Raw genomic sequence first — 16,788 nt, 5'->3', positions numbered from 1 at the left:
AAAACCCCCCACACACCGCCGCCTCCTTGCTGCTCCCCCCCCCCCGCCCCCCCCCCCCCCCCCCCCCCCCCCCCCCCCCCCCCCCCCCCCCCCGGCCCTAGGGAGCCGCGTCGAGGAGGTCCAGCGCCCGCTCCCAGCCGAAGCCGGGCCCGACGGCGGACTCCCCGGACCGGGACTCGCCGAAGCGGACTCCCATGCCGCGCAGGCGTGTCAGGCTCTCCCGGTAGGCGGGATGCGCGGCCAGGGCGTCGGCCACGCACGGCAGGACCGCGATCGGCACGCCCAGTCCGCAGGCCTCGTTGAGGGTGCCGAGGACGAGGGTGTCGGATATGCCGGCCGCCCACTTGTTGACGGTGTTGAAGGTCGCCGGTGCCACGACGACCGCGTCCGGCGCCGGGAACGGGCGCGGCTCGCCGGGTGTCCGCCAGGCCGAGCGGAGGGGACGGCCGGTGAGCGTCTCGAGGGCGGCCGTGTCGAAGAAGCCGTTCATCGCGACGGGGGTGGCGAGGACACCGACCTCCCAGCCCTTGTGCCGTGCCGCGGCGACGAGTTCACCGACCCCGGACGCGACTCCGGCGGCGCACACGACGACGTAGAGGAAGGGATCTGCGGCCTGTTCGGTCATCCGGGCACCCTACTGGCAGCCCGGACAGGTCACTTGAGCGGGAAGGACACACCGCGATCGGCCTCGGGGCGCGGACCGTGGATGCGGCGCTCGTGCTCCTCGATCGGTACGTCGTCGATGGAGGCCTCGCGCCGCCTCATCAGGCCCTGCTCGTCGAACTCCCACAACTCGTTGCCGTACGAACGCCACCAGCGGCCCTCGGCGTCCTGCGACTCGTACTGGAAGCGCACGGCGATGCGGTCGCCGTCGAAGGCCCACAGGTCCTTGCGCAGCGCGTACCGCCGCTCGCGCGCCCACTTGGCGGTGAGGAACGCGACGATCTCGGCGCGGCCGGTGAGGAAGGTGTCGCGGTTGCGCCAGACGGAGTCCTCGGAGTAGGCGAGCGCGACCTGGTGCGGGTCACGGGTGTTCCAGGCGTCCTCGGCGGCCTGCACCTTCCGGGCGGCGGTCTCGCGGGTGAAGGGCGGCAGGGGCGGGCGGGCGGTCATGGCGTCCTCCGGAGGTCGGACAGCGAACAGGAGAACGAACGTTCTCCCAGTGGCTGATACCGTAGGAGAACGCTCGTTCTCACGTCAAGGAGTGATCGTCGATGGACAGCGCCACCGCCCGGGAGAAGGCCCTGGACGCCGCCGAGACGCTGTTCTACGGGCAGGGTGTGCAGGCGGTCGGCATGGACGACCTCCGGGGCGCCTCGGGTGTCTCGCTCAAACGGCTGTACCAGCTCTTCCCGGCCAAGGAACTCCTGGTCGTGGCCTACCTCGAACGCCGCGACGAGCGCTGGCGCGGCCGCCTCGCCGCGCATGTCGACCGGCACGAGGACCCCGAGCGCCGCCTGCTCGCCGTCTACGACTGGCTGGAACTGTGGTTCGCCGAGCCGGACTTCCGCGGCTGCGCCTGGATCAACTCCTACGGCGAACTCGGCCCGACCTCCCGCCCGGTCGCCGACCAGGTCCGCGCCCACAAACAGGCGTTCCGCGACTACCTGGCCGCCCTGGTGAAGGCCACGCACCACCCCACCACCCTGGTGGCCCCCCTCTTCCTCCTCGCGGAGGGCGCCATGGTCACGGCCAACATCACCGGCCGGCCGACCCCGGCCCGGGAGGCCCGGGAAGCGGCCCGGGCCCTGCTGCGGGCAACGCTCTAGGTCAGACCGGCGATCCGCACCCGCGATAACCCCTTGCTCCCACGCCGCCCCGCGCCGCAGGATCCCGCCATGACCACCACACCCCACCTGCCGCCCGCGTCGCACGCCACCGCCCACACCCCGCGGACCCGACAGCGGACCGTCCCCCCGGAGGGACCGACCCCGCCCCGCTCATGACCACCGTGCTGCTGGCCGGCCTCGTCGCGGGCTACGGCATCGCGATCCCGGTCGGCGCGGTGGGCACCTACCTCGTCTCCCTCACCGCCCGCACCACCCTGCGCACCGGCGCCGCCGCCGCACTCGGCGTCGCCTCGGCCGACGGCCTGTACGCGCTCACCGCCGTACTCGGCGGCTCCGCGCTGGCCGCCCTGCTGCGCCCGTTCCTGGAACCCCTGCGCTGGCTCTCGGTCCTGGTCCTGCTCGCCCTCGCCGCGCTGGGCGCGATCGCGGCGCTGCGCCGCCACCGCGGCCACCGCGCGGCGACCCGCTCCGAGCCGCCCCCGCCGAGCCCGGGGCGGGCGTACCTGGGTCTCCTGGGCATCACCCTGCTCAACCCCACCACGGTGATCTACTTCGCCGCCCTGGTGCTGGGCGCGGGGGGCACCGGCGGGACGGGGACCGTGGAGCGCACCGCCTTCGTGCTCGCCGCCTTCGCCGCGTCCGCGAGCTGGCAGCTCCTGCTCGCGGGCGGTGGCGCCCTGCTCGGCCGGGCCCTGACAGGACACCGGGGGCGGCTGATAACGGCCCTGGTGTCGAGCGGGGTGATGACGGCGCTGGCGGTCCGGACGGTGCTCGCGCCGGGGTGAGCCCGCCGCCTACTCGGCGCCGGTGACGGCGAAGGCCCGCAGCACGGCGAGGGAGTCCTCGTAGACGTGGTGGCGTACGACCAGACCGTTCTCGACGGTGAGATGCAGGGCGAATCTGGCGCGATAGGGACGTCCCGTGGCCTTGGCGGTCTGCCGGATCTCGCCCACGACCACCGCGTCGGCGCCGTCCACCAGGATGCGCTCGACGCGTGTGGCCGCCCGCTCCGCGACATGGTGCTCGGTCAGCTCCCGGTAGTGGGCGCCCGCGTCCGTGCGCGTCGAACGGGGCCTGATCCAGGGCGTCGTGGCCCGGCCGTGCTCGTCCTCGGGCCAGTTCAGGCGCCAGTCCACGCGGTCGGCGTACAGCTCGGCGATACGGTCCGGGTCGCCCTGGCCGATGCGGCGCAGCAGTTCCTCGACGACGGAGCGGGTCGTCGGGCCGGGGGTGGCGCTCATGGGCGTTCGCTCTCCTTGGGCAGGTCTCGCACGCGGTGATCACGACTGTGCCCGACGGGCCGTACGGGCGCGATCAGGCGTGAGGCATTCACGCCGCCCGGCAACGCCCTCGCGGGCCCGCGGCGGTGGCCGGATCCCGCTGCCGGGACGGGCGCGCGCGGCGGGACGAAACCCTCGCGGGCCGCTGTCGCAGCACCGCGCTCGGGATGAATCCGGAGCGGACCGCTGTTGCAGCACGGTGCGAGTCCGGCTCTGCAGGCCGCTCGCGGCAGGACACTCGCACATGACGACCGGACGGAGTTGCCATGCCTCTCGAGGGCGAGTACGAGCCCAGCCCGACCAAGTGGGTCCGCGATCAGGTGGAGTTGTACGAGAGTTCGGGCGGCACCGAGGGCACGACCCTGCGGGGCACCCGGCGCCCGGTCGTCCTCCTCACCAGCCTCGGCGCCCGCAGCGGCAGGATCCGCAAGACGCCGCTGATGCGGGTCGAGCACGAGGGCCGTTACGCCGCCGTCGCCTCGCTCGGCGGCGCCCCCAAGCACCCCGTCTGGTACTTCAACGTCAAGGCCGACCCCCGCGTCGTGCTCCGGGACGGTCCCGTCCAGCAGGACATGAAGGCCCGCGAGGTGTTCGGCGCGGAGAAGGCCGAGTGGTGGGAGCGCGCGGTCGCGGCGTTCCCGCCGTACGCCTCCTACCAGCAGAAGACGGACCGTGAGATCCCCGTCTTCGTGCTGGAACCGGTCGACGGACACCACTGATCACGCCGGATCACCGCCGGGATCGCGCCGACCTCGCGGAAATTCGGCACCCCGGGCGCATGAACGCGCGCGACCCGGGCATGCGACCTTCGGGCCCCGCCGCGCTCCCCCGTCGCGGCGGGGCTTCCCCATGCCTCCCGGGCCTGCCGGCCGGTCACGTCGCGACCACGTCGAGGAAGATCCGTTCCGCCGCCGGAATCGGGGTACCCGGAAGCGGAAGCCGCGCGGTGGGGAGGTTGGCCGGCATGAACGACAGCGGCAACAGCGGGTACGGCAGGAAGCCGTTCCAGCGGTCGAGGAGCCATTTCACGGACCGGATCACGGCGGACGGCCGGGACGGCTGGCCGGTGGAGGCCGGACGGTATCGGCTGGTGGTGAGCCGTGCGTGCCCGTGGGCGAGCCGCGCCCTGATCTCGCGGCGGCTGCTGGGCCTGGAGCACGCCCTGTCGCTGGCGGTCGCCGATCCGCTCCAGGACGACCGCAGCTGGCGCTTCACCCTGGACCCGGACGACCGCGATCCGGTGCTCGGCATCCGCTACCTGAGCGAGGCGTACGACCGCCGGGAGCCCGGCCATCCGGGCGGGGTGAGCGTCCCGGCGATCGTGGACGTGCCCAGCGGACGGCTGGTGACCAACGACTACCAGCGCATCACCCTCGACCTCGCCACGGAGTGGACGGCCCTGCACCGGGACGGCGCCCCCGACCTGTATCCCGGGCGGCGGCGGGAGGAGATCGACGAGGTGATGGCGGGCGTCTACGAGGACGTCAACAACGGTGTGTACAAGGCCGGTTTCGCCACCGGGCAGGAGAAGTACGAGGCGGCGTGCGCCGTTGTCTTCCGGCGCCTCGAACTGCTCGCGGAACGGCTGGAGGGGCAGCGCTACCTCGTGGGCGGCACCCTCACCGAGGCGGACATCCGGCTGTTCACCACGCTGGTCCGGTTCGACGCCGCCTACCACGGCCACTTCAAGTGCAACCGCTGGAAGCTGACGGAGAACCCGGTGCTGTGGGCGTACGCCCGCGACCTCTTCCAGACGCCCGGCTTCGGCGACACCGTCGACTTCGACCACATCAAGCGCCACTACTACCAGGTCCACACCGGTATCAACCCGACCCAGCTCGTCCCCCTGGGCCCGGACAGCTCCGGCTGGTCGGCCCCGCACCACCGCGAGATCCTGGGAGGACGCCCCTTCGGCGACGGCACACCGCCCGGCCCGGTCCCGTCCGCGGAGGCGGTGCCGGCGGCCGGCCGGCCCTGAGGCCGATCGCCGGCCGCCCGGCCGCCCAGCCGCCCCACCATCCCGTCGCCCGACCATTCCGAAGGAGTCCTCCGTGGCCAGGAAGAAGAAGCAGAAGCTGCCGCTCGTCTACAAGCCGATCGGCTTCGCCCTCGGCTGGGCGGGCGGTGCCCTGTCCGGTCTGGCCTTCCGCCGGACCTGGCGAGCGCTGCGGCACGAGGACGACGCCCCCGACGCGCTCGACCGCGACCGCGGCTGGGGCGAGATCCTCTTCGCGGCCGCGCTCCAGGGTGCCATCTTCGCCGCGGTCCGCAGCGCCGTGGACCGCGGCGGCGCGAAGGCCATCGAACGCTCGACGGGCACCTGGCCCGCCGCCGCCAAGGAGGGGCGGGCCTGAGGCCCGGACGGGCCGGGGACCGCCGGGTCCGTCACTTGCAGCCGAAGTCGTCCCTGACGCGCGGCCAGGCCTGGACGCGGCCGTCGTCACGGACGTAGACGCGGGACGGGTCGTCCGGCGTGCGCCACAGGGCGCGGTCCCCCTGGCGGTAACCGGTGTCGCGGGCGCCCTCGGGCAGCCGGGCGTCGCCGTCGTAGACGGAGGTCAGCGCGCCCTCGGGCAGCACGCCCTCCGGGTCGCGGCCGTAGGAGGCGTCACCGAGGGCGATGAAGTCGGCGTCCTGCCAGTCGCAGTGCTCCGCCCCCCGGTAGCTGTGGACGCGCGTGTACGGCAGCCGGTCGCCGTTCGCATCGGTCCACAGGTCGTAGGGCTGGTCGGCCACGAAGCTGTCGGGCAGTTCCGAAGGGTCGCAGGACGCACTGGCCTCGGGGCCCCAGCCGGGGGCGCCCGCACGGTCCTCGGCAACCACGACGGCGACCTTGGTGCGGCCGTCGACGTCCAGGGAGAACAGCACCCGGCCCCGCTCCTCGCGCTCCACGCGGTAGCCGGTGCGCGGAAGGTCCGGCTGTTCGATGTCGAAGAACGTCTCCAGGCCCTCCTCCGGTGTCTCCCCGCCGTCGCCCTCGCTCCACGAACCCCTGCCGTCTCCGGAGTAGATCTCCCCCGTGCACTCCAGGGCGCGCCCGGCCGCCCCCGACAGGATCCGGGCCGCCTCGGGTCCGTACACGTCCTCGTCCACCTCCTGCGCCGGTACGTGCAGCGGGCCGCGATAGGGCGTGGCCGGTGCGGTGCCGGTGATCACCAGGTCCTCGCCCCCGGCATCGCAGCCCGTCAGCGTCACCGTGGCCGCAAGTGCCGCACCCGCCATCAGAATCCCCCCGCGCATGGCGCTCCCCCTCTGTCCGACGCCGTCGTGTCCCTCCTACGACGTGGCAGTGGCCCGAACCGTTCGATCACGTTCCCGTCACGGCCGCACGGACGCCGCACCACGAACGGACGCCGGGGACGATCTCGGTCGCGATTCGACGACATATGTCAACCGAACATGCTGCAGATCGGGTGTTCGAGGGTAACTTGCAGAGCAGAGAACGGAATTGGGCCCGGTCCGCGTTGGAGGCGAAGTCGTCGTGCAGCACGATCCCCCGCCGATCACCCGGCATCTTCGCCTCCGGTCGGACCGCGGACACACGGTCCTGGAGTTCCGCGGCGAGATCGACATCGCCGCGACGGCGGAGATCCTGCCGCATCTGGACGCCGCCACTGCGCGGCCCGGCGCACGGGTCGTACTCGACCTCGGACGGGTGGAGTTCTTCGACTGCTCCGGGCTGCGGCTGCTCGCCCGTGCGAGATCCCGCGTACTGGAGGGCGGCGGGCAGGTGCACCTGGTGTGCACACATCCACTGACCCTGCGGGTCCTGCGGGTCACGGGGATGAGCCTGCTGCTGCCGCCGCGGCCGACCCTGGACGCCGTCCTGGAACAGCCCGAGACCGCGACGGGTTCATGGTGAGCCGTACCGCGCGACCGGTGTGAGATCTCGTACAGCCCTTGCCGTGGACGCCACTTGAGACACCGCTCGGGGCCCCGCGCCAGGTGCGGCCGTGCCGGGGGCGCACGGAGCACGCCTCCTTCTTGCTTCAACTGGTCGGTCTGGAAAGCCCGTTGACGGGCAGACGGACTGCACCGGACGAAGGAGGACCCCCGTGACGACGACTCGCGCACGCCTGCCCCGCCGCCTGTCCGGCGGGGTCTGGGCGGCCGCCGCCGTGCTCCTGGTACTGATGCTGCTGGCCGCCGGACTCGCCCTGAGCGCGCTGCCGGGGCTGAGGGACGTCTTCGGCACCGAGACCCGCGACCGCTCCGGTCCCGTCCTGCTGGAGTCGATCAAGGACATCAGCCGCTACGACGCCGCCTCCGGCTCCTTCCAGGTGGTGGTCGACCTGGAGAAGGACGCGAAGTACCTGCCCGACGCGGTCCGCGGCACCCGCACCCTGTACGTGGGGGCCGGCAGCGTCGACGCGTACGTCGACCTCGGCATGGTCGGCGAGGACGACATCACGGTGGACGAGGACCGCACCTCGGCCACCCTGCGGCTGCCCCACGCCGCCCTCGGCACGCCCGCGCTCGACCCCGACCGCTCCTACGCCGTCTCCAAGCAGCGGGGCCTGCTGGACCGGCTGGGCGATCTGTTCTCCGACAACCCCAACGGCGAACAGGCCGTGCAGCAGCTCGCCGTACGGCACATCGCGGACGCGGCGAAGGAGAGCGAACTGACCACGCGGGCCGAGCGGAACACCACCGACATGCTCTCGGGCCTGCTGCGCTCGCTCGGCTTCACCGAGGTCCGCGTCACCTACGGCACCTCGAAGGCAGGAAGCTGACCCCCCGGACGGCCCGCGCGCAACAGCCCCGCACCGCACCGCAGTCGAGAGTGGAGGAACCCATGGTCCGTGTCCTGCCGCCCGCACGCCCGCGGGCCCGTTCCCGCCCCGCCGCCCGTGAGGGCCTGCCGCTCCCGGTCCGGCTGCTGGCCATGCTGCTCGCCTTCGCCTGCATGGTGGCCTTCGCGGTCGTCCTGGCCCGGCTCACCCTGGACCCCTCACCCGCCTCGGAGGCACTGACCCACAGCAACGTCCGGCCGGGCAGTTCGCTGCGCGCCTACCTCGACGGCCCGGACCCGGTGGACGCGGTCCGGCAGATCGGCGGGAACCTGCTGCTCGGGGTCCCGTTCGGGATCCTCGTGCCGGTCCTCGAGCCCCGCCGGCACCGGATGCTGCGCGTGCTGCTGCTCACCGCGACGGTCATGCTGCTGGTCGAGCTGACGCAGGGCGCTCTGGTCACCGGGCGGGTCTTCGACATCGACGACGTCCTGCTGAACACCACGGGCGCGCTGCTCGGCCATGTGCTGCTCGGGCGCCGGCTGGGCCGGGCCGTGCACGCGCGACGGCACCGGACACCGGACCAGCGGCCGGGCTCCGCCGCCAAGGCGTCCGGGGACGCCCGCCCTAGTGGAGCCTCCAGGTGAACTTGTCGCCGCCCACCCAGCGGACCACGTCCGGGTCGTCCAGGTCGTGGACCGTGATGCCCCAGGCGGCGGCCGCCTGCAGCACGTCGGTGACGGCCTTCGCCTCACCGACGACCTCTCCGTCGATCTCCACGATCCGGAACGGAGGGGTACCCGGCTGGACGCCGAGCACCATGATCCGCGGACGGGAGATGTGCGGGCTCGCGATTTCGGTCATGCCATAGAGCGTAGAGCGGAATCGGCCGATATGACTGGATCGGGTGTGCGAGAGCCGGGATCGGCGCTTCGGCGGAGGCGGGATCGACGGCGGACCGTGCCGCGGGCGCCGCGTTCCGGCGGACCGTCGTGCGGGGTGCCGTGCGGCGGGCAACCCTGGAGGGGGAGGTGGGCATGGAACCCGTCCAGGCACTGGAGCAGATCGCCCTGCTGCTGGAGCGCTCGCTCGCGCCCGCCTACCGGGCCCGCGCCTTCCGCACCGCCGCGCGGACCTTGCGCGAACTGGGCCCGCCGGAGGTACGGCGGCGGACCGAGGCGGGCACCCTGGAGTCGCTCAAGGGCATCGGCCCCAAAACCGCCCAGGTGGTGCGGGAGGCACTGGCCGGACAGGTGCCCGAGTACCTCACCAAGCTGGAGTCGGAGGTCGTCCCCGCGGCACCCCGCGAGGGCGGCGAGGAACTGCGGGCGCTCCTGCGCGGCGACTGCCATCTGCACTCCGACTGGTCGGACGGCGGCAGCCCGATCGAGGAGATGGGCCGGGCCGCCGCCGCGCTCGGCCACGAGTGGGCCGTGCTCACCGACCACTCGCCCCGGCTCACGGTGGCCCGCGGCCTGTCCGCCGAGCGGCTGCGCGAGCAACTGGACACGGTGGCCGCGCTGAACGAGACCTGGGCACCCTTCCGGCTGCTCACCGGCATCGAGTGCGACATCCTCGACGACGGCTCCCTGGACCAGGAGCCTGAGCTGCTGGCCAGGCTCGACGTGGTCGTCGTCTCGGTGCACTCCAAGCTGCGCATGGACGCCCGCGCGATGACCCGCCGCATGGTGCGGGCCGTACGGAATCCGCACGCGGACATCCTCGGGCACTGCACCGGGCGGCTGATCACCGAGCGGGGCCGCCCGGAGTCGCAGTTCGACGCGGACGAGGTGTTCGCCGCCTGCGCCGAGTCCGGAACGGCCGTCGAGATCAACAGCAGGCCCGAGCGGCTGGACCCGCCGCGCCGGCTGCTGCGCCGGGCCGTGGCGGCGGGCACGCTGTTCTCGGTCGACACCGACGCGCACGCGCCGGGCCAGCTGGACTGGCAGATCTTCGGCTGCGCGCGGGCCGCGGAGTGCGGGGTTCCCGCCGAGCGGGTGGTCACCACCTGGTCAGCGGATAGACTTCTCACATGGGCACGAGGTGACGCACCTCACGCCAAACGGTGACATTCGGCGGAACACTCCGGGGTGGTTGCCCGTTGAACTGACCGTGGGTGCGGACGGGACAGTGTCCCCGGGCCTCACCTCTACAGCCCACAGGGAAGATCGTCCGGCTGAAGCCCTGTGGAGCCCTCGCCGAGAGGCGACCGCCGTCCGTGCCCACGACAGAGCCGCCCCGGCCGTGATTCCCCCGTCGCGGCCGGGGCTCTTTACTGCCCCGGCGAGCGGTCCGGATCGTTCACGCCCCCGGTGGCCGAAGCCTCGGTCAGCTCTCCGGATCGCCCGCCGCCGCGGGATCGACGTCCTCGCCGACGGTGTAGACGTCCTTGATCTTCACCTCGGACACCCCCCGGCCCTCCGGGAAGACCCGCCGCCAGTCGCCGACCAGGTGCAGCTCGTCGGTGCCCATCGCGCGGACCACGAGCAGGCCCTCCTCGTGCGCCTTGTACGCCTTCATCCAGAGGTTGGCGAAGGCCTGGGAGCGGACGATGTGCATCCAGTCCGGGCGGTACAGCTCCCGGTTGTAGTGGGACTCGCCCATGGTCGAGACGAACTTCGAGTACATCGCCTTGACGTACTCCAGCGTCACCTCGTCGTCCTCGGCGATGGCCCGGTCGCGGGCGTCCTTCAGGGCGACCCGGAACTTCTCCAGGAGGTTCTCGGTGGCGCCCGAGGTGAACGACTCGTGGATCTCCGGCGGGTCGCACAGCCCGTACTTCGGCCCGGACAGCCGCAGCAGCAGCCTCAGGGTGGGCTCGGTGACCCACAGCGGGCCCGGCTCGTCACGGTTGCCGATGGGGTTCGGCAGGTCCTCGCCGTGCTCCCAGGCGGGCGGGGTGATCAGATGGACGCCCGCCCGGCGGCGGTCGTGCTCGAAGCCGGTGGAGTGCTCCAGCTGGCCGATCGGCAGATGCGTCTTCAGCGCCGACAGATAGGCGCCGTTGACGTCGAGCGCCGTCACCTCGTGCGCCCCGGGCGGCAGCGCCGGGCGGGCCCACTTGGGGCGGGCCTCCCAGATCTGGTCCGCGCCGCGCGTGGTCTGCTTGCGCAGGATCTCCGGGATCCAGGGGTGGGCCACGACGTCGTAGCGGCCGCCCTTGCGGGTCTCGTCCAGCAGCGCCATCGCGTCCGGGATGGCCCGCTTGACCAGGGCCGCCGTCGCCGCCTCCAGGTCGCCGCCGTGCTTGGCCAGCGCCGCGGTCACGGCCTCGCCCACGAGGTCGGGCCCGTCGTCGGCCGCGGTACGCATCCGGCGGCCGACGGGCACGAGCCGGACGGACTTCGGCTGCGCCCGGCCGGACGCCCGGGGGCGCTCCGGGGCGACGGGGCCCGGCTGCGGGGCGGCCGGTGCGGCGGGGGCCTGCTCCTGGGCGGGCCGGGGCGGCGCCGGGGCCGTACCGCAGTCGGCGGGGTCGAGGTGCTGCGGGAATCCGGCGACCTGGTGACGGGCGGGGGCGCCGCACAGCACACAGGGGCGGGGGGCGGAGAGGGCCTCCACGTCGTCCGCGGCGTCGTCCGGGCCGTCGGCGTCCTGGGGCCGCGTCGCGGGCGCCCGGCCTTGCCCTGCCGCCTCACCCTCGGACAGATCGGCGTCGGACTCGCCGGTGTCCTCGGCCGTCGGCGCCGCCGTGGCCGCGCGGGACCGCTCCGCGAGCTTCGTACGGGCCCCCTCGAGGAAGTACGCGTACCTCTCGCGCACCTCCCCGCCCGGGTCACGTCCCGTCTCCCAGCCGGCGACCGTGGACGGGCTGACGCCGAGGGCCTCGGCCAGCTGGGCGCGGGAGACGTTCAGGCCCTCGCGCAGCGGACGGCGTTCGCCGGCCGGGGGCAGCGGTACCTCCTGGCGGGCGTTGGCCAGCAGCGCGTCGATCGCGTCGAAGCCGGTCATCGGGTCACCGCCCGCGTCAGGCGCCTCGTCCGTGCCGGGGCGGCGGCCGACGTTCTCACCCGTGCTCCCAAGTTCCGTGCCACGCCACGCACCCTACCCACTGGCGCGTTCACGGCGCCGCCGCCGGGTACTCGGTCGGCCCGTCCAGAGCGAACGGCCGAGAGGAGCCGACAGTGAGCGGCACAGCGGGCAGCAGGATCGTCGTCACCGGGGCGACCGGGAACGCCGGTACGAGTGTGGTGAGACTGCTCTCGGAGGATCCGCGCATCGGGTCGGTCCGCGGGCTCGCCCGGCGGCGTCCCGCCTGGTCGCCCGCGAAGACCGAGTGGTCGGCGGTGGACGTCGCGGACGAGGGGGCGGATCTGGCCGGGGAGTTCGCGGGCGCCTCCGCGGTGATCCATCTGGCCTGGGCCTTCCAGCCGACGCACGACCCGGCGGCCACCTGGCGGACCAACGTCCTGGGGTCGATCCGGGTGTTCGACGCGGTGGCGGCGGCGCGGGTGCCGGTGCTGGTGCACGCCTCGTCGGTCGGCGCGTACTCGCCGGGGGCGCAGAACCTCGTGGTCGACGAGTCGTGGCCGACGCACGGGTGGCCGGGCGCCGCGTACTGCCGGGAGAAGGCGTATCTGGAGCGGGCGCTGGACGCGTTCGAGCGGGAACGTCCCGAGGTGCGGGTCGTGCGGATGCGGCCGGCCTTCCTGTTCAAGCGGGAGGCGGCGAGCGAGCAGCGGCGCATCTTCGGCGGTCGGCTGCTGCCGGGTCCGCTGGCCCGCCCGGGGCTGCTGCCGTTCCTGCCCGACATCCCCGGGCTGCGGGTCCAGGCGCTGCACACCGACGACGCGGCCGAGGCCTACCGGCTGGCGGTGCACCTCGATGTGCGCGGGGCGTTCAACCTGGCGGCGGAGCCGGCCGTGGACGCGGTGCTGCTGGGCGAGATGACGGGCACCCGCACGGTGCGGATCTCGCCGACGGCCGTACGGACGGCGATGGCGGCGGCCTGGGGCATCCGGCTGCTGCCCGCCTCGCCGCATCTGTTCGACGCGGTGCTGCGGCTGCCGCTGATGGACTGCACGCGCGCGCGGACCGAGCTGGGCTGGGAGCCGAGGCGCTCGGCCACCGAGGCGGTCGAGGAGTTCCTCGAGGGGCTGCGGCAGGGGGCGGGGGCGGACACGGAGCCGTTGCGGGGACGCAAGGTGGGGTGAGGGCCCGGCCGGTCCGCCCCACCTCGGTCCCGGGACCGGCGGCCGCTACCCCGACGGCTCGTCGGGGACCGGCTGGTCCGGGTGGGTGCCCGCGCTGTGCGGGCCGCCGCGGCGGCCCGTGCCGGCCTCGTCCGTGTCGGGCACGTCGTCGTCCGCGCCCGGGTCGTCGGGATCGACGGGAGCGTTCCAGCGGTCCCGGTGCCCGGCCTCCTGGTCCGGCATGTCCCGGGGTGTGGGCGTGCCGTCGCCGCCCGGCGTCTCGTCCCGGTGGTCGTCCATGACCTGCTCCTTTCGCCCGGAGTGCGCCCGGAGTGCGTGTCTCCCCGGCGCGCTCTCGCGGGTACCGCGACGCGCGCCGGGCGAAACTCCGGGGGCGGCTCAGTGCAGGGCACGCTCCTCCAGGGCCGCGCGCCAGGCCGGTGCGGGCTCCTCGGGGGTGGGCTCCTGGCGGCGGCCGCCGCGGGCGAAGAAGTCGGCCAGGGGCAGGATCGCGGCGCCGACGGTGACCGCGTCCGGGCCGAGGCGGCCGAGTTCGACGGTGACCTTCTCGGCCGGGTGGCGCAGGGCGTAGGAGACGGCGTGCCGGCGTACCGCGGGGAGGATGTGCGGGCCGAGCTGGAGGCCCGCCCAGCCGCCGATGAGGATGCGCTCGGGCTGGAAGAGGTTGATCAGGTCGGACAGTCCGGCGCCGAGGTACTCGGCGGTCTCCTCCAGCACGGCGAGGGCGACCGGGTCGGGCTCGGCGCCGGCCTCGGGGTAGCCGACGGCGAGCATGGCGGTGAGGGCGGTCTCCTCGTCGGTGCCCTCGGGCGGCTGCCCGCCCGCCTCGCGCCAGCGTTCGAGGAGGGACTCGGCGCCGGCGTAGGCCTCCAGGCAGCCGAGCGCGCCGCAGCGGCAGCGGCGGCCGCGGACCCGCACGGTCAGATGGCCCCATTCGACGGCCCGGCCGTGCTCCACCTCGGGGGTGACGATGCAGGCGCCGACGCCGGAGCCGAAGAGGACGACGACGGCGTTGCGGGCGCCGCGGCCGCCGCCGAACCACATCTCGGCCTGGCCGAGGGTGCGGGCGCCGTTGTCGATGAAGAACGGGACGGAGTCGGGCAGGCGCCAGCCCTCGCGCAGCAGCGCTTCCAGCGGGACGGCGTTCCAGCCGATGGTCTGGCCGTGCACGACGGCGCCCCGCGCGGACGTGTGCTCGACGATGCCGGGGACGCCGATGCCGACGCCGAGGAGCCGGTCGGCGTCGATGCCGGCGGCGGTGAGGACCTCGTCGATGCCGTCGCGGATGTGCCCGGCGACCACGTCGGCGTCGTAGTGCTGGGGAACCAGCGGGCGCTCGGTGCGGGCCAGTTCGGTGAGGGTGAGGTCGAACAGCTCGACGCGCACCCGGGTCTCGCCGACGTCCACGCCGATCATGTGGCCGCTGCCGGGGGCCACGCGCAGCAGGGTGCGCGGGCGGCCGCCGTCGGAGTCGACGCTGCCGGCCTCCTCGACCAGACCGTCGGCCACCAGGTCGGCGACGACGTTGCTGACCGAGCCGGAGCTCAGTCCGGTGGCCGGGCCTAGCTCGAAGCGGCTGAGCGGTCCGTCGAAGTAGAGCCGTTGCAGTACGGCCGTGCGGTTGGCCCGCCTCAGATCGCGTACCGTACGCCCGTTCCGCCCCGCCATGTGGCTCCCTTCGCCCCCTGCCCGACCTGCAACATACCTCTGTGACCGGGCTGGACGCGATATCCACCGGCCCTTAATTCACGTACTGAGCGAAGCGCGCTCCGGACTCCGGAACGCCGGCTCGCGCCGTCCGCGCGCCCATGGGCGTCACGAACCGGGCGAGGGTATCGCGCGCCGATGGGCGGCCCGCACGGACGGCCCGGGCCTCGCGGCGAATTCGGTTGGACCGTGCCGCCCCGGCTGCCTACCCTAGGTCTGTTCCTAAAAGCTTTAGGTTTCTGGAGGCGGCCGCCATGAGGGCACTCACCGAGCACGACATCCGCGACTCGTTCGTCAACTGCTCCAAGGGCGAGGCGAAGCGTCTCGCGGTGCCGCGCGACCTCGACGAGCGCCCCTGGGACGACCTGGACTTCCTCGGCTGGCGGGACCCGGGGGCGCCGGACCGGAGCTATCTGGTGACCGAGCGGGAGGGACGGCCGACCGGCGTCGCGCTGCGCCACCCGCCCTCCCGGCACGGATTCCTGCACCGCAGCATGTGCTCGCTGTGCCTGACCACCCACCCGGGCGGCGGCGTGTCCCTGATGACCGCGCGCAAGGCGGGCACGGCGGGCCGCGAGGGCAACTCGGTCGGGCTGTACATGTGCACCGATCTCGCGTGCTCGCTCTACGTCCGGGGCAAGAAGGCACCCCAGCCCGGCGGCCGCTTCCAGGAGAGCCTGACGGTGGAGGAGCAGATCGCCCGTACCGCCGGACATCTCTCCGCTTTCTTGGACAAGCTGTACACCTGAGGGGGCGTTCGTGAGGCGGCCCGACGGGGAACAGCCACAAGGATGCGCGTGGTACGTGAGTTGCCCGAGCCCCTCGTGCGCATGGCGAGGCGGCACAATGAACCCTTGGTCGTGCAGGCGGTGCGGTCGACCGCCGCCGCGACGATCGCCTACGTCATCGCCCTGCATCTGAGCCCCGAGGACGCGCCCCCGCTCACCGCGCCCCTCACCGCGCTCCTGGTCGTCCAGGTCACCCTCTACGCCACCCTCACCAACGGCATCCGCCGGGTGAACTCCGTGGTCGCGGGCGTGCTGGTGGCCATCGCGTTCAGCCTCCTGGTGGGGCTGACGTGGTGGAGCCTGGCGCTGCTGATCGTGGCCTCGCTGGCCGTGGGACATCTGGTCCGGGTCGACGAGTACGTCCCGGAGGTGGCGATCAGCGCCATGCTGGTGCTGGGCGTCACCGCGGTCGGGGACACCGCCTGGGCGCGGGTCCTGGAGACACTGATCGGCGCGGTGGTGGGGATGGCCGTCAATGTGCTGCTGCCGCCACCGGTGTGGGTGGGCGAGGCGGGCGAGTCCATCGAGGGCCTGGCCCGCCGGGTGAGGCAGCTGATGCTGCGCATCGGCGAGGAGGCCTCCGGCCGCACCCCGCACGCCCGCGCGGCGGCCCGGCTGCACGAGGCGCGGCGGCTGGACCACGACATCGTCGGGGTGGACGCGGCCCTGCGGCAGGCCGAGGACAGCCTGCGGCTGAACCCGCGCGTGCGCGAGGGGCTGCTGTACCGGATCGTGCTGCGCACCGGGCTGGACACGCTGGAGATCTGCACGGTCGTGCTGCGGGTGCTGGCCCGCACGCTCACCGACCTCGCCAAGGAGCGCGAGCCCGAGCCGCTGTTCCGGGAGGAGACCGGAGCCGTCCTGGAGCAGCTGCTGTCCGAGATCGCCGACGCGGTGGTCAGCTTCGCGGTGCTGGTCACCACCCATGTGAGCGTGAGCGCCGAGTCCGCCGAGGCCCGGCTCACCGCCGAACTGCGCCAGGCCGGCACCACCCGCGACAAGCTTGCGGCGCTGCTGCTGGAGGACGTGCGCGAGGACGCCGAGCAATGGCAGCTGCGCGGGGCCGTGCTCACCGAGGTCAACCGCATCCTCGACGAGATGGACACCGAGCACCGCTCGCGCCGGCTGCTGGAGGAACTCGACCGCTGCGCGACCGAGCAGCGGGAGCGCATGCCCTGGCTGGCCTCGCTGCGCGAGCGCAGGCGCCTGCTGCGGCGGAAGTGGCTGGGCAGGCTGCGGCGGAACCGGGCGACGGGCGGCAGGCGTTCTTCCTGAGGAACGTGCCCGGCCGTCCCGCACGGACGGACCGGGCCCATGAACCGGGCTCGCGGGCCGGGGTT

The 16,788-nt window shown here is 73.6% G+C and carries 20 protein-coding genes; 12 read left to right on the top strand and 8 right to left on the bottom strand.

What is annotated here, in order from left to right:
• Window positions 1–97: 97 nt before the first annotated feature.
• Both ACZ6SQ_RS09055 and ACZ6SQ_RS09050 read right to left on the bottom strand, forming a co-directional pair.
• Entirely contained in the window at window positions 98–625 is a 528-nt protein-coding gene (locus ACZ6SQ_RS09055) for a flavoprotein (RefSeq protein ID WP_469558327.1), read from the bottom strand.
• 29 nt (window positions 626–654) lie between these two features.
• Window positions 655–1,113, bottom strand: coding sequence for a nuclear transport factor 2 family protein (locus tag ACZ6SQ_RS09050; protein WP_469558324.1), 459 nt, complete (start codon window positions 1,111–1,113; stop codon window positions 655–657).
• A gap of 101 nt (window positions 1,114–1,214) precedes the next feature.
• Between ACZ6SQ_RS09050 and ACZ6SQ_RS09045 the strand changes: the two genes are divergently transcribed.
• Both ACZ6SQ_RS09045 and ACZ6SQ_RS09040 read left to right on the top strand, forming a co-directional pair.
• Window positions 1,215–1,769 carry a TetR/AcrR family transcriptional regulator gene (locus tag ACZ6SQ_RS09045; RefSeq protein ID WP_469558322.1) on the top strand — a complete coding sequence of 185 codons (555 nt, stop codon included), beginning with the start codon at window positions 1,215–1,217 and terminating at the stop codon, window positions 1,767–1,769.
• A gap of 173 nt (window positions 1,770–1,942) precedes the next feature.
• Window positions 1,943–2,575 carry a LysE family transporter gene (locus tag ACZ6SQ_RS09040; RefSeq protein WP_469558319.1) on the top strand — a complete coding sequence of 211 codons (633 nt, stop codon included), beginning with the start codon at window positions 1,943–1,945 and terminating at the stop codon, window positions 2,573–2,575.
• Between the two features lie 9 nt (window positions 2,576–2,584).
• Here ACZ6SQ_RS09040 and ACZ6SQ_RS09035 read toward each other — a convergent pair whose 3' ends face one another.
• Entirely contained in the window at window positions 2,585–3,031 is a 447-nt protein-coding gene (locus ACZ6SQ_RS09035) for a nuclear transport factor 2 family protein (RefSeq protein WP_386380056.1), read from the bottom strand.
• A gap of 305 nt (window positions 3,032–3,336) precedes the next feature.
• Here ACZ6SQ_RS09035 and ACZ6SQ_RS09030 point away from each other — a divergent pair, with 305 nt between their 5' ends.
• The 3 genes from ACZ6SQ_RS09030 to ACZ6SQ_RS09020 all read left to right on the top strand — a co-directional run bounded on the left by ACZ6SQ_RS09030 (window position 3,337) and on the right by ACZ6SQ_RS09020 (window position 5,424).
• Window positions 3,337–3,789 (top strand): nitroreductase family deazaflavin-dependent oxidoreductase, encoded by a 453-nt coding sequence (locus tag ACZ6SQ_RS09030; protein WP_469558315.1) that lies wholly within the window; start codon window positions 3,337–3,339, stop codon window positions 3,787–3,789.
• 245 nt (window positions 3,790–4,034) lie between these two features.
• A complete protein-coding gene (locus ACZ6SQ_RS09025) occupies window positions 4,035–5,048 on the top strand; it encodes a glutathione S-transferase family protein (RefSeq protein WP_469558312.1) in 1,014 nt (337 codons plus the stop codon).
• Window positions 5,049–5,121: 73 nt separating this feature from the next.
• Window positions 5,122–5,424 carry a DUF4235 domain-containing protein gene (locus ACZ6SQ_RS09020; protein WP_469558309.1) on the top strand — a complete coding sequence of 101 codons (303 nt, stop codon included), beginning with the start codon at window positions 5,122–5,124 and terminating at the stop codon, window positions 5,422–5,424.
• 31 nt (window positions 5,425–5,455) lie between these two features.
• Here ACZ6SQ_RS09020 and ACZ6SQ_RS09015 read toward each other — a convergent pair whose 3' ends face one another.
• Complete coding sequence (locus tag ACZ6SQ_RS09015; protein ID WP_469558306.1) at window positions 5,456–6,310, bottom strand: hypothetical protein; 855 nt, start codon at window positions 6,308–6,310, stop codon at window positions 5,456–5,458.
• 241 nt (window positions 6,311–6,551) lie between these two features.
• On the opposite strand from ACZ6SQ_RS09015, the gene ACZ6SQ_RS09010 reads away from it, so the two are divergent.
• The 3 genes from ACZ6SQ_RS09010 (at window position 6,552) to ACZ6SQ_RS09000 (ending at window position 8,447) form a co-directional block, all read left to right on the top strand.
• Window positions 6,552–6,932, top strand: a complete 381-nt coding sequence (locus ACZ6SQ_RS09010) for an anti-sigma factor antagonist (protein WP_469558301.1) — start codon at window positions 6,552–6,554, stop codon at window positions 6,930–6,932.
• 193 nt (window positions 6,933–7,125) lie between these two features.
• A complete protein-coding gene (locus ACZ6SQ_RS09005; protein WP_469558298.1) occupies window positions 7,126–7,803 on the top strand; it encodes a DUF4230 domain-containing protein in 678 nt (225 codons plus the stop codon).
• A gap of 62 nt (window positions 7,804–7,865) precedes the next feature.
• On the top strand, window positions 7,866–8,447 hold the full coding sequence (locus tag ACZ6SQ_RS09000; RefSeq protein ID WP_469558296.1) for a VanZ family protein: 582 nt from the start codon (window positions 7,866–7,868) through the stop codon (window positions 8,445–8,447).
• Here ACZ6SQ_RS09000 and ACZ6SQ_RS08995 read toward each other — a convergent pair.
• The gene (locus tag ACZ6SQ_RS08995; protein WP_386380048.1) at window positions 8,428–8,664 is read right to left on the bottom strand and encodes a hypothetical protein; all 237 of its coding nucleotides are present in this window, start codon (window positions 8,662–8,664) and stop codon (window positions 8,428–8,430) included. The genes ACZ6SQ_RS09000 and ACZ6SQ_RS08995 overlap by 20 nt on opposite strands.
• 173 nt (window positions 8,665–8,837) lie before the next feature.
• On the opposite strand from ACZ6SQ_RS08995, the gene ACZ6SQ_RS08990 reads away from it, so the two are divergent.
• Complete coding sequence (locus ACZ6SQ_RS08990) at window positions 8,838–9,869, top strand: PHP domain-containing protein (RefSeq protein WP_469558293.1); 1,032 nt, start codon at window positions 8,838–8,840, stop codon at window positions 9,867–9,869.
• Between the two features lie 259 nt (window positions 9,870–10,128).
• Here ACZ6SQ_RS08990 and ACZ6SQ_RS08985 read toward each other — a convergent pair whose 3' ends face one another.
• A complete protein-coding gene (locus ACZ6SQ_RS08985; protein ID WP_469558291.1) occupies window positions 10,129–11,751 on the bottom strand; it encodes a helix-turn-helix domain-containing protein in 1,623 nt (540 codons plus the stop codon).
• Between the two features lie 173 nt (window positions 11,752–11,924).
• Here ACZ6SQ_RS08985 and ACZ6SQ_RS08980 point away from each other — a divergent pair, with 173 nt between their 5' ends.
• A complete protein-coding gene (locus tag ACZ6SQ_RS08980; RefSeq protein WP_469558288.1) occupies window positions 11,925–12,953 on the top strand; it encodes an SDR family oxidoreductase in 1,029 nt (342 codons plus the stop codon).
• 45 nt (window positions 12,954–12,998) lie between these two features.
• Here the strand turns inward: ACZ6SQ_RS08980 and ACZ6SQ_RS08975 are convergent, their stop codons facing one another.
• Both ACZ6SQ_RS08975 and ACZ6SQ_RS08970 read right to left on the bottom strand, forming a co-directional pair.
• The gene (locus ACZ6SQ_RS08975; RefSeq protein WP_469558284.1) at window positions 12,999–13,232 is read right to left on the bottom strand and encodes a hypothetical protein; all 234 of its coding nucleotides are present in this window, start codon (window positions 13,230–13,232) and stop codon (window positions 12,999–13,001) included.
• Between the two features lie 99 nt (window positions 13,233–13,331).
• A complete protein-coding gene (locus tag ACZ6SQ_RS08970; RefSeq protein ID WP_469558281.1) occupies window positions 13,332–14,621 on the bottom strand; it encodes an ROK family protein in 1,290 nt (429 codons plus the stop codon).
• 293 nt (window positions 14,622–14,914) lie between these two features.
• On the opposite strand from ACZ6SQ_RS08970, the gene ACZ6SQ_RS08965 reads away from it, so the two are divergent.
• On the top strand, window positions 14,915–15,409 hold the full coding sequence (locus ACZ6SQ_RS08965) for an FBP domain-containing protein (RefSeq protein ID WP_469558279.1): 495 nt from the start codon (window positions 14,915–14,917) through the stop codon (window positions 15,407–15,409).
• A gap of 42 nt (window positions 15,410–15,451) precedes the next feature.
• The gene (locus tag ACZ6SQ_RS08960) at window positions 15,452–16,723 is read left to right on the top strand and encodes an FUSC family protein (protein ID WP_469558274.1); all 1,272 of its coding nucleotides are present in this window, start codon (window positions 15,452–15,454) and stop codon (window positions 16,721–16,723) included.
• Window positions 16,724–16,788: the final 65 nt, after the last annotated feature.

This window comes from Streptomyces sp. NPDC048600, from assembly GCF_055587025.1.
This window is presented reverse-complemented; position numbering and strand designations above follow the sequence as displayed.